This window comes from Streptomyces adustus, assembly GCF_009377175.1.
Classification (GTDB): Bacteria; Actinomycetota; Actinomycetes; order Streptomycetales; family Streptomycetaceae; genus Streptomyces; species Streptomyces adustus.
The window spans coordinates 1-11,491 of sequence record NZ_VJZD01000287.1; the positions used below are offsets into that span (position 1 = coordinate 1).

The 11,491-nt window shown below is 73.0% G+C and carries 8 protein-coding genes; 2 read left to right on the plus strand and 6 right to left on the minus strand.

The genetic code is table 11. The features are described from left to right. Positions 1–38: 38 nt before the first annotated feature. Positions 39–1,544, plus strand: coding sequence for an aldehyde dehydrogenase family protein (locus FNH09_RS40065; RefSeq protein WP_152894789.1), 1,506 nt, complete (start codon positions 39–41; stop codon positions 1,542–1,544). Between the two features lie 74 nt (positions 1,545–1,618). On the opposite strand, the gene FNH09_RS40070 is transcribed toward FNH09_RS40065, so the two are convergent. Next, complete coding sequence (locus FNH09_RS40070; protein ID WP_152894790.1) at positions 1,619–2,245, minus strand: TetR/AcrR family transcriptional regulator; 627 nt, start codon at positions 2,243–2,245, stop codon at positions 1,619–1,621. 128 nt (positions 2,246–2,373) lie between these two features. Here FNH09_RS40070 and FNH09_RS40075 point away from each other — a divergent pair, with 128 nt between their 5' ends. Beyond that, a complete protein-coding gene (locus FNH09_RS40075) occupies positions 2,374–3,513 on the plus strand; it encodes an acyl-CoA dehydrogenase family protein (RefSeq protein WP_152894791.1) in 1,140 nt (379 codons plus the stop codon). A gap of 80 nt (positions 3,514–3,593) precedes the next feature. On the opposite strand, the gene FNH09_RS40080 is transcribed toward FNH09_RS40075, so the two are convergent. The 5 genes from FNH09_RS40080 to FNH09_RS40100 all read right to left on the minus strand — a co-directional run bounded on the left by FNH09_RS40080 (position 3,594) and on the right by FNH09_RS40100 (position 11,341). Further along, a complete protein-coding gene (locus tag FNH09_RS40080; RefSeq protein WP_152894792.1) occupies positions 3,594–5,426 on the minus strand; it encodes an AMP-dependent synthetase/ligase in 1,833 nt (610 codons plus the stop codon). Positions 5,427–5,591: 165 nt separating this feature from the next. Further along, positions 5,592–7,793, minus strand: a complete 2,202-nt coding sequence (locus FNH09_RS40085; RefSeq protein WP_152894793.1) for a 3-hydroxyacyl-CoA dehydrogenase NAD-binding domain-containing protein — start codon at positions 7,791–7,793, stop codon at positions 5,592–5,594. 64 nt (positions 7,794–7,857) lie between these two features. Continuing rightward, on the minus strand, positions 7,858–9,072 hold the full coding sequence (locus FNH09_RS40090; protein ID WP_162469808.1) for an acetyl-CoA C-acetyltransferase: 1,215 nt from the start codon (positions 9,070–9,072) through the stop codon (positions 7,858–7,860). 75 nt (positions 9,073–9,147) lie between these two features. Continuing rightward, positions 9,148–10,296, minus strand: coding sequence for an acyl-CoA dehydrogenase family protein (locus FNH09_RS40095; protein ID WP_375979507.1), 1,149 nt, complete (start codon positions 10,294–10,296; stop codon positions 9,148–9,150). A gap of 19 nt (positions 10,297–10,315) precedes the next feature. Continuing rightward, positions 10,316–11,341: an LLM class F420-dependent oxidoreductase gene (locus FNH09_RS40100; protein ID WP_152894794.1), complete on the minus strand. Its 1,026-nt coding sequence runs from the start codon at positions 11,339–11,341 to the stop codon at positions 10,316–10,318. Positions 11,342–11,491: the final 150 nt, after the last annotated feature.

Consider the following 11,491-nt stretch of genomic DNA (forward strand, 5'->3'; position numbering starts at 1 on the left):
CCCGTAGCCCGCCCCCGCGCTCCCCGTCAGGAGACCCGATGACCGACACCACCCCGGCCACCGCACCTCGCGCGACGACCTTCACCACGTACTCCCCCGCGACCGGCGAGCCGATCGCGGCCCACCCCGTGAACGGGCCGGAGGAGGTCTCCGGTGCCGTGGCCCGGGCCCGGACCGTCCAGGCCGGCTGGGCGGCGCTGCCCGCGTCCCGGCGCCGTGAGCACCTGCTGCGCTGGAAGAAGGCCCTCGCCGCCGACCTGGACACCGTGGCCCGCACCATCGCCGAGGAGACCGGCAAACCCGCCGGTGACGCCGCGCTGGAGGTCGTCCTCACGCTGGAGCACCTGGGCTGGGCCGCTCGCAACGCCGCCCGCGTGCTGCGCAGGCGGAAGGTGGGCACCGGACTGTTCACCGTCCACCAGCGGGCCTCGCTGGTGCACCGGCCGCTGGGCGTGGTCGGCGTGATAGGTCCCTGGAACTACCCCCTGTACACCCCGATGGGTTCGATCGGTTACGCCCTGGCCGCGGGCAACGCCGTGGTCTTCAAGCCGTCGGAGCTGACCCCGGGCACCGGGGTCCTGCTGGCCGAGGCCTTCGACGCCGCCGTGCCCGGGCATGCCGGGCTGCTCACCACCGTCACCGGCGCGGCGTCCACCGGGGACGCCCTGGCCAGGTCCGGGGTCGACAAGCTGGCGTTCACCGGTTCGCCGGGGACGGCCCGCAAGGTGATGGCGGTGTGCGCCGAGACGCTGACCCCGTTCCTCGCCGAGTGCGGCGGGAAGGACGCGGTGATCGTCACCGCGGACGCGGACCTGGCGGCGGCCGCCGACGCGATCGTCTGGGGCGCGCTGAGCAACGCGGGACAGACCTGCGCCGGGGTGGAGCGCGTCTACGCGGTGCGCGACATCCACGCGGCGCTGTGCGAACGGGTGGTCGAGCGCGCCGAGGCACTGCGTCCGGGCGCCGAGGCGGGCGCCCCCTACGGCCCGATGACCCTGCCGGGCCAGGTCGCGGTCGTCGAGCGGCATGTGACCGGTGCGGTCTCGGCGGGAGCGCGGGCCCTGCTGGGCGGGCCCGAGTCGGTGCGCGCCCCGTATGTCGCGCCGGTCGTGCTGACCGGCGTTCCGGAGGACGCGGCGGCGATGACGGAGGAGACCTTCGGGCCGGTCGTGGCGATCAACACGGTGGCCGACGTGGACGAGGCGGTGGAGCGGGCCAACGCCTCGCGTTACGCCCTGGGGGCCGCGGTGTTCTGCCGGAGCGGGCGCGCCGGTGCGGCGATCGCGGCGCGGCTGCGCGCGGGGGCCGTGTCGGTGAACTCGGTGCTGGGCTTCGCGGCGGTGCCGGCGCTGCCGTTCGGCGGTTCGCAGGACTCCGGCTTCGGGCGGATCCACGGCGCGGAGGGGCTGCGGGCCTTCACCTCCGTGCAGTCGACCACGGTGCAGCGGTTCACCCCGCCGATCGCGCTGACCTCGTTCGCCGTGCCGGCCGCCACGCGGGAGCGCGCGGTGCGGCTGGCGCAGGCACTGCACCGGCGCCGCTGAACGACCGCGCGGCGCCCCGGTCGCCGGGCCGGACCCGCCAGGACAGACGGGTCCGGGCGAACGGGTCCGGCCGGTCAGGCGTCGAGCAGCGGGGCCAGGTAGCGGCGGGCGAAGGCCCGGGCCTGGTCCTCGTCCTCCATCTCGATGCAGCTGGCGGGGTTGAGCAGGAAGGACACGGCGACCCGCACCATCAGCTCGGCGACCGGACGCGGGTCGTCGTCGGGACGGCCCTCGACCTGTTGCGCGCGGCGCAGATGCACCGTCAGGTACTCGACGGTGGCGGAGAGCGAGGAGCTGCCCTGCACGGTCAGATAGGGCAGCACCACCTCGGGTTCGAGGCGCAGCAGACCGCCGAAGAGCGGATGGGCGCGGGTGTGCCGCAGGGCGACCACGAAGCCCTCGACGACCCGCTCCTTCATGGTCGGCAGCGCCGCCACCGCCGCGTCCAGCCGCTGGAAGAACCGGCCGAGCTCGCGCAGCAGGGTGTCCTCGACCAGCTTGTCCTTCGTCTGGAAACGCCGGTAGACGGTCACCCGGGAGACTCCGGCCCGCTTGGCGACGTCGTCGACGGAGGAGCGGCGCAGCCCCAGGAGGGTGAACTGCTCCAGTGCCGCGTCGAGGATCCGGCGCTCCGTACGGTCCTCCGGCTCCGGCCGGTCGAGAGCCCGGGCGAGCCAGGAGTCGTTCGTGTCAGTTCTCATGGTGCTCATCACGATACCGGCAGACGATTCCCCGAGAGTCTGTGAAACAAGTAGCATATCTTTGTAACTCACCTGCTCGCCCGACCCTGACCGCACCGCCGACCGGCACCCGGATCCCGGAGGACCTGATGGGCAGTCGACTCACCGAGGAACAGGCCGCGTTCGCCGCGGCCGTGCGCGACTTCGCCAAGCGCGAGTGCGGCAGCCGGGAGCAGCGTGACGCGCTGACCGGGGGCGGCCGCGAGGCCCACGACCCCGGGTTGTACGGACGGCTCGCCGACCTGGGCTGGCTGGGGGTGTGTCTGCCCGAGGAGTACGGCGGCTCCGGCGGCGGGCTCGCCGACGCCTGTCTCTTCCTGGAGGAGACGTCGTACGGAATGGTGCCGTGCGGTGGTTTCGTCACCACCGTCATCACCGCGAAGGCGTACGAACGCTTCGGCACCGAACCGCAGAGGCGGCAGGTGCTGTCCGGGGCCGTGCGCGGCGATGTGCTGGCCATCGCGATGTCGGAACCGGGGGCCGGGTCGGACGTCGGCGCGCTGCGCTGCCGCGCCCGGCGGGAGGGGGGCGGCACCTGGGTGATCGACGGTCAGAAGACCTGGATCTCCAACGCGCACTGCGCGCGGAGCATCCTCCTGGTGGCCCGCACCGGCGAGGACAAGCACGGCGGTCTGACCATGTTCCATCTGCCCGCCGACACCCCCGGCGTGGAGATACGGGGCATCGAGACCATGCGCGGCCGGGAGGTCAACGACGTCTTCCTCACCGACGTGCGACTGCCCGCGGACGCCGTGGTCGGTCAGGTGGACGACGGCTGGCGGCAGTTGATGGCCGGCCTGAACCACGAGCGGCTCTTCCTGGCCGCCAACATGCTGGGCCTGGCGCGCCGCGCCTTCGACGACACCGTCGCCTACGTCCGCGGACGCGAGCAGTTCGGTCGGCCCGTCGGCTCCTTCCAGGCCCTGCGGCACCGGATCGCCGATCTCGCCACCGAGATCGAGTGCACCCGGCTGCTGGTGCGCGAGGTGGCGCTGGACTGCGACGCGCAGCCGGACCGGCTGTTCCCGCGCGAGGCGTCCATGGCCAAGCTGAAGGCGACCGAACTCGCCAAGCGGGCCGCCCTGGAGGGCATGCAGATGATGGGCGGCTACGGCTACACCACGGAGTTCGACATGGAGCGCCATCTGCGGGCCGCGGTCGTCTCCACGGTCTACGGCGGGACCAGCGAGATCCAGCGGGACGTCATCGGCAAGACCTACGGCCTGTAGAACGGCCCACGCGAGAGGCGGCCGCCCGCCCCGGGGACGGGGACGGGCGGCCGCCTGTCGGGTGCGGGAGGTGCCCCGGGTCAGTCCTCGTACAGCCCGGACAGCTCGTCGGCGTACTTGTCCCGGATGACCCGGCGCCGCATCTTCAGCGAGGGCGTCAGCTCGCCGGTCGCCGGACCCCACTCCTCGGCCAGCAGCTCGTACCGCTTGACCTGCTCGGTGCGGTTGAGCCGGGAGTTGGCGGCGGCCACCGCGCGGTCCACCTCCGCCCGGACGGCGGGGTGTCCGGCAAGTCCGGCGAGTCCCCCCTCCGCCGCGACGCCGTGGGCCGCGGCCCAGGCGGGGGCGGACTCCGCGTCGAGCACCAGCAGGGCGACCAGGTAGGAGCGGTTGTCGCCGTGCACCATCGCCTGGCCGATCAGCGGGTGTTCCTTGAGCGCGTTCTCCACCAGGGCGGGCGAGACGTTCTTGCCGGTGGAGGTGATGATCATCTCCTTCTTCCGGTCGGTGAGCCAGAGATAGCCGTCCTCGTCGATCCGGCCGATGTCGCCGGTGGCCAGCCAGCCCTCGGCGTCCAGGGCGGACCGTACCGAGCCGTCGGGTCGGAGGTAGCCGGAGAAGACGGACGTGCCCCGCACCAGTATCTCGCCGTCGTCGGCGATGCGGAGCTCCACGGACTCCACCGGGCGTCCCACCGAGCCGAGCCGGAAGCCGGTCCTCGGGCTGTTGCTCGTGGCCACCCCGGTGGTCTCGGTCAGCCCCCAGGCGTCCATGACGACGATGCCGAAACCGGCCCAGAACCGCACCACGTCGACCGGCATCGGCGCCGACGCGCTGGCCGCCCAGGTCACCCGGTCCAGACCGCCCGCGGCCAGCATGGGCAGCAGCACGTCCGCGCGGGCGCGGGTGTAGCGCTCCGCCAGCTCGGCGGGCGGTGTCTCACCGCGCTCGCGGTACGCGACGTGCTCGCGGGCGACCTCGAACGCCCGGTCCATGACGTCCCGTTGCTCGGCCGGCATCAGCGAGAGGACGGCCCGCACGGCGGCGGACAGTTTCTCCCAGACCCTCGGCACGCCGAAGAACTGCGCGGGGCGCGCCTTGCGCACCACCTCGCCGACGCGTGCCGGGTCGGCGCAGAGCCGGACGTGCGAGGCCCGGTGGCAGGGCAGGTAGATGCCCAGCATCCGCTCGGCGATATGGGCGAAGGGCAGGTAGCAGATGTGCTCGACGTGCGGGGGCAGCTCCACCACGGCGTCCAGGGCCAGGGCGTTGGACATCACCTGACGGTGGGTCAGGACGACGCCCTTGGGCTCGCCGGTGGTGCCGGAAGTGTAGACGACGGTCAGCGGGTCCTCGGGGCGGGCGGTGTCCAGTTCCTTGTCGAACTGCGCCGGCACCGGTTCGTGCAGCAGCGCGGCGTACGGGAGGTGGCCGCCCCGCGGATCCGCCTCGACCACCAGCAGACGCTCCAGCGGGGTGTCCGCGTCGGCCAGCGTCGGCTCCCACGCCGTCGCCTGGGCCGCCCCCTCCACCACCGCGAGGCGGGCCCGGCAGTTGCGGGCGATGTGGGTGATCTGCTCGGGGGCGGCGGTGCCGTAGACACTGACCGGGACCGCGCCGAGGCGGACCAGCGCCAGGTCCGACAGCCAGTGTTCGGGCCGGTTGGCCATCATCAGCAGGACGTGGTCGCCGCGGCCGACGCCGAGCGCCCGGTAGCCGGCGGCCAGGCACCGGGTGTGCTCGTGGATCTCCGCCCAGCTGTACGTCGTCCAGTCGCCGTCCTGGTCCGCCGGCTGCCAGGACAGGCCCGGGAGCCCGGGGTGCTCGCGGGCGTTGCGGGCCAGCAGCTGGGGCAGGGTCCGGTCGGCCGGGTCGTCGGGCAGGTCGCCGGTGGTGCGGGGTGCCGATGTCATCGGGGCCTCCTTGCGGGTCGGAAGGGAGACGTCTGGGGAGACCGGGGCGATGGGAGGCCCCCGCAGGCGTGCCCGGTGGAGCCGGGGTACCAGGTGGTGCACGAGGTGGCGTACGAGGTGGGGTGGGCGGTCCGGGCCGGGGGCGCCGCGGGTCCGGGCGGCCGATCAGGAGTCGGTGAAGGTCTCGCCCCGCTCGGCCTTGCGCAGCAACAGCTCCGGCGGGGCGAAACGCTCGCCGTGCCGCGCGGCCAGCTCGCGTGCGCGGGCCACGAAGCCGGGCAGCCCGCTGCCGCCCCCCGCGCCGCCCTCGTAGCCGTTGATGTACTGGAGCACACCGCCCGTCCACGGCGGGAAGCCGATGCCGAGCAGCGAGCCGACGTTGGCGTCCGCCACCGAGACCAGCACACCCTCCTCCAGGCAGCGCACCGAGTCCAGCGCCTCGACGAAGAGCATCCGTTCCATCAGCTCGGTCAGGTCCGCGGGACGCTGCGCGGGATCGGTGAAGTGCTCGCGCAGCCCCGGCCAGAGCCCGGCGCGCCTGCCGTCGACGTAGTCGTAGAAGCCGGCGCCGGCGGACCGGCCGGTCCGGCCGAACTCGTCGATCATGCGGTCCACGACCGCGTCCGCGGGGTGCGGCTGCCAATCGCGGCCCGCCGCCTCGGCCGCGCGCCGGTTCTCCTCGCGGATCCGGCGCGGGAGGGTGAGGGTGAGCTCGTCCATCAGCCCGAGGACCTTGGCCGGGTAGCCGGCCTGGGCGGCGGCCTGTTCGACGGAGGCCGGTTCGACGCCCTCGCCGACCATGGCGACGCCCTCGTCGATGAAGCGGCCGATGACCCGGGAGGTGAAGAAGCCGCGCGAGTCGTTGACCACGATCGGTGTCTTGCCGAGCCGGCGCACCAGGTCGAAGGCGCGCGCCAGCGCCTCCTCCCCCGTCTTCCCGCCCTTGACGATCTCCACCAGCGGCATCCTGTCGACCGGTGAGAAGAAGTGCAGGCCGATGAAGTCCTGCGGCCGCCGCACCCCCTCGGCGAGAGCGGTGATCGGCAGCGTGGAGGTGTTCGAGCACAGCAGGGCGTCCGGGGCGACGACCTCCTGGAGCTCCTGGAACACCTGGTGCTTGACGCCCGGGTCCTCGAAGACGGCCTCGATCACCACGTCGCAGCCGGCCAGGTCTCCGACGTCGGCGGTCGCGGTGATGCGGGTGAGCAGGGCGTCCGCCTCCGCCCGCGTCGCGTCCCCGCGCGCGACGGCCTTGTCGCACAGCTTCTCGGAGTGGGCCCTGCCCCGCGCCGCCGCCTGCGCGGTGACGTCCTTCAGTACGACGTCGATGCCCGCCTTCGCGCAGGAGTGGGCGATCCCGGCGCCCATCATGCCCGCGCCCAGCACGGCCACCCTGGTCGCCTCGCGCGGCTCGACGCCCCTCGGGCGGCCGGCGCCGGAGTCGACCGCCTGGAGGTCGAAGAAGTACGCCTGGATCATGTTCTTGGTGATCTGCCCGGTGACCAGTTCCGTCAGGTACCGGGCTTCCACCAGGAAGGCGGTGTCCACGTCGACCTGGGAGCTCTCCACGGCCGCCGCGAGGATGTTGCGCGGCGCCGGGTACGGGGCACCGCCGGTCCTCTTCTTCAACAGCGCGGTGAACGCCGGGAGTTGCGCGGCCAGCTCCGGGTCGGCGGGGGTACCGCCGGGGATGCGGTACCCGGGAGCGTCCCAGGGCTGGGCGGAGTGCGGATGGGCGTCGACGAACGCCCGTGCTCTGGCGAGGAGTTCGTCCGGGTCGGCGGCGATCTCGTCGACCAGGCCGGCCTCCAGGGCGCGCGCCGGTCCGTACTGCCGCCCCTCCAGGAGAACCTTCCGCAGGGCTTGCGCGACCCCGAACATACGGACCGTGCGGGTCACTCCACCGCCGCCGGGCAGCAGGCCCAGGGTGACCTCGGGAGACCCGACGCGGACGGCCGGGCTGTCCAGCACCACCCGGTGGTGGCAGGCCAGCGCGATCTCGTAACCGCCGCCCAGCGCGGCGCCGTTGATCGCCGCGACGACCGGCCTGCCCAGCGTCTCCAGGACCCGCAGCGCGCGCTTGACGCGCATCCCGGCCTCGAAGGAGGCGCCGGCGGTCCCGGGGGTGACGGCGATCAGGTCGCGCAGGTCGCCGCCGGCGAAGAAGCTCTTCTTGGCGGAGGTGACGACGACACCCCGGACGGTGTCGCGGCGTTGCGCCAGCCGTGCCGCGACGGCGTCCAGCGAGTCGATGAACGCGGCGTTCATGGTGTTGACGGACTGGCCCGGGTCGTCGAGGACGAGGGTGACGACGTGGTCGTCGGACTCTTCCCAGCGGATGGTGGCGGGACGTGCGGTGGTGTCCATGGCTGAGGTCTCCCGTGAAGGCGAACGGCCGCGGGGGCCGGTGACTGCGGAGGCGGACGGCCGGTCAGAGGCGTTCGACGACGGTGGCGATGCCCATGCCGCCGCCGACGCACAGGGTCGCCAGCCCGTACCGCAGGTCGCGGCGCTCCAGTTCGTCCACGAGGGTGCCGAGGATCATCGCGCCGGTGGCGCCGAGCGGGTGGCCCATGGCGATGGCGCCGCCGTTGACGTTGACCTTGTCCAGGCCCAGTCCCAGGTCCTTGACGTAGCGCAGGACGACGGCGGCGAAGGCCTCGTTGATCTCGACGAGGTCGATGTCGTCGACGGTCAGTCCGGCCTTGCCGAGCGCCTTGCGGGAGGCGGGCGCGGGCCCGGTCAGCATGATGGTGGGCTCGGCCCCGGACACGGCGGCGGAGACGATCCGGGCCCGCGGGGTCAGGCCGTACCGCCGACCGGCCGCCGCGGAGCCGATGGCGACCAGGGCGGCGCCGTCGACGATGCCGGAGGAGTTGCCCGCGTGGTGGACATGGTCGATGGTCTCCACCCAGTGGTACTTCTGGAGCGCCACCGCGTCGAAGCCGGCCAGTTCTCCGGCCCGGGCGAAGGAGGGCTTGAGCGCGGCCAGGCTCTCGGCGGTGGTGCCGGGCCTGAGGTGCTCGTCCCGGTCCAGGACCAGGAGCCCGTTGCGGTCCCGCACGGGGACGACGGAGCGGTCGAAGCGCCCGTCCTTCCACGCGGCGGCGGCCCGCTCCTGGGAGAGGGCCGCGTAGGAGTCCACGTCGTGCCGGGAGAAGCCCTCCAGCGTGGCGATCAGGTCGGCGCCGATGCCCTGCGGGACGAATCCGGTGTCGTGGCTGGTCCTCGGGTCCAGCGCCCAGGCACCGCCGTCGCTGCCCATCGGAACCCGCGACATGGACTCCGCGCCGCCCGCCAGGACCAGTTCCTCCCAGCCCGAACGGACCTTCGCCGCAGCCAGGTTGACGGCTTCCAGACCGGACGCACAGAAGCGGTTCTGCTGTACGCCCGCCACCGTCTCCGGCAGCCCGGCGAGGAGCGCGGCGGTGCGGGCGATGTCCGCGCCCTGGTCGCCCAGCGGGCCGACCACACCGAGCACGATGTCGTCGATGGCCGCCGGGTCGAGGTCGGGGAAGCGGCCGAGGAGCTCGTGGATCAGACCGACGACCAGGTCGATCGGCTTGGTGCCGTGCAGGGCCCCGTCGGCCTTGCCGCGACCGCGCGGGGTGCGGATCGCGTCGTACAGATACGCTTCGGTGCTCACCTCGGGTGCCTTCCGTGTCGGGTCCGGACGAAGCCGCGGGCAACGCGGGTGCCATGGAGGGGAGTCGGCCGGGGCTCAGTCGAGCAGGGAGCGGCCGATGATCTCCTTCATGATCTCGGTGGTGCCTCCGTAGATGGTCTGGACCCGGCTGTCGAGGAACGCCCGGGCCACCCGGAACTCGCTCATGTAGCCGTAGCCGCCGTGGAGTTGCAGACAGCGGTCGACGATCCGCTTCTGTAGTTCGGTGGCCCACCACTTGGCCATCGAGGCGTGCACGGGGTCGAGCCGGCCCTGGCCGTGCTCGGTGACGCAGCGGTCCAGGAAGGTCCGGGTGACCGCGGTCTCGGTGGCCATCTCGGCGGCCTCGAAGCGGATGTGCTGGAGTCTGGCCAGCGGTCTGCCGAACGCCTCGCGCTCCTTCACGTACCGCAGGGTGACGTCCAGGATCTCCTCGGCCGCGGCGGCTGCGCCGATCGCGATGGCCAGCCGCTCCTGGGCCAGGTTGCCCATGAGGTACGCGAAGGCCTGGTTCGCCTCGCCCAGCAGGTTCTCCTTGGGCACGCGCACGTCGTCGAAGAACAACTCGGCGGTGTCCTGGGCCTTCTGGCCGATCTTCTCTAGGTTGCGGCCGCGTTCGAAGCCCGCCATGCCGCGCTCGACGACCAGCAGGCTCTGTCCGCCGCTGCCGCCCTCGGGGGTGGTGCGGGCGACCACCACGACGAGGTCGGCGAGGATGCCGTTGGAGATGAAGGTCTTCGCGCCGTTGAGCAGATAGTGGTCGCCCCGGTCGACGGCGGTGGTGCGGATGCCCTGGAGGTCGGAACCGGCGCCGGGTTCCGTCATGGCGACGGCGGTGACGAGGTCGCCGGAGGTGAACCCGGGCAGCCAGCGGCGTCTCTGCTCCTCGTCGGCGAGCCGGGTCAGGTACGGGCCGACGATGTCGTTGTGCAGGCTCAGGGCCAGCCCGGAGACGCCCGCGCGGGCGAACTCCTCGATGAGGACGGCGCTGTAGCGGAAGTCGCTGTTCCCGCCGCCGCCGTACTCCTCGTCGACGGCCATGCCCAGCAGGCCCTGGCGGCCCGCCGAGCGCCACGCCTCGCGGTCGACGACGCCGTTGCGCTCCCAGCGTTCGTGGTGCGGGACCACCTCCTTGGCCAGGAAGGCCCGTACCGTCTCGCGGAACGCCTCGTGGTCGGGGCCGTAGAGATCGCGTTCCAGTGTCACCGGCAACTCCTCACATGTGTCACAGCCAACTCCGCACGCGCTCGATCAGCCGGGCGGGATCGGGACCGACGGGGGTGACGTCGAGCATGGTCACGCCCGCCTCGCGGAAGACCTCGACGCGGTCGCGGACGTGTCCCTCGGGACCGGCCAGGCAGAGCTGTTCGAGGAGTTCCGCCGGTACGGCGGCCTCCGCCTCCTTCTTGCGTCCCGCGAGGTAGTGCTCCTGGATGGCGGCCGCGGCGGACTCGTGGCCGTAGGCGCGGACCAGGTCGTGGTAGAAGTTGCGGCCGGGCGCGCCCATGCCGCCGACGTAGAGGGCGACGGTGGGACGCATCAGGTCGTGGACGGCCTCGGCGTCGTCGGTGATGGCCAGCGGGCCGCCCGCGACGATCGAGAGCGGGCCGAGCGCGGGGTCGCGTTTCGCGCGGCCCTCGGCCAGGGACCGGCCCCAGACCTCGGCGGCGTGCTCGGGGACGTACAGGAACGGCAGCCAGCCGTCGGCGATCTCGGCGGCCAGCCGGACGTTGGCCGGGCCCAGCGCCGCGAGGTGGACCGGGACGGTGGCGCGGACGGGGTGGTTCAGCAGCTTCAGCGGTCTGCCGAGGGTGCCGCCCTTCTCCGGTGGCAGCGGCAGATCGGTGATGCCGTGGTGTTCGATCAGCTCGCGCCGCCAGATCCGCCGGGCCAGTTCGACCACCTCGCGGGTGCGGCCCAGCGGGCGGTCGTAGCGGCGGCCGTGCCAGCCCTCGACGACCTGGGGTCCGGAGGCGCCGACGCCGAGGATGGCTCGGCCGCCGCTGAGGGCGTCGAGTCCGGCCGCGGTCTGGGCGATCAGCGCGGGACTGCGCGAGTAGACGTTGAGGATGGCCGAGCCGATCCGCATCCGCTCGGTCCTCGCGGCGAGGTATCCCAGGATCGTCGGGGAGTCGAAGCCGTAGGCCTCGGCCACCCAGACGGCGTCGAGGCCCGCGGATTCCAGGGCGGCGGCCCGGTCCGCGGCGGTCCGCGGATCACCGGCGTACGCCAGGGGCATGGACAGTTCCATCAGCGGTGGCCCTTCGGTGGTTCCGTCGGCAGTGCCATCAGCAGTGGTCCTTCAGCAGTTCGGGCAGGTCCCAGTCGCGGGCCACGTCGGGGGTGTGTGCGCCGGGGACGGCCGGGGGCAGCCGGAGCGTGCCGGGGGTGTGCGAGAAAC

What these genes read in the sequence shown, in the direction of transcription:
- FNH09_RS40065 (WP_152894789.1), top strand. Translation starts at nt 39, where the DNA reads ATGACCGACACCACCCCGGCCACCGCACCTCGCGCGACGACCTTCACC.
- FNH09_RS40070 (WP_152894790.1), bottom strand. Translation starts at nt 2,245, where the DNA reads ATGAGAACTGACACGAACGACTCCTGGCTCGCCCGGGCTCTCGACCGG.
- FNH09_RS40075 (WP_152894791.1), top strand. Translation starts at nt 2,374, where the DNA reads ATGGGCAGTCGACTCACCGAGGAACAGGCCGCGTTCGCCGCGGCCGTG.
- FNH09_RS40080 (WP_152894792.1), bottom strand. Translation starts at nt 5,426, where the DNA reads ATGACATCGGCACCCCGCACCACCGGCGACCTGCCCGACGACCCGGCC.
- FNH09_RS40085 (WP_152894793.1), bottom strand. Translation starts at nt 7,793, where the DNA reads ATGGACACCACCGCACGTCCCGCCACCATCCGCTGGGAAGAGTCCGAC.
- FNH09_RS40100 (WP_152894794.1), bottom strand. Translation starts at nt 11,341, where the DNA reads ATGGAACTGTCCATGCCCCTGGCGTACGCCGGTGATCCGCGGACCGCC.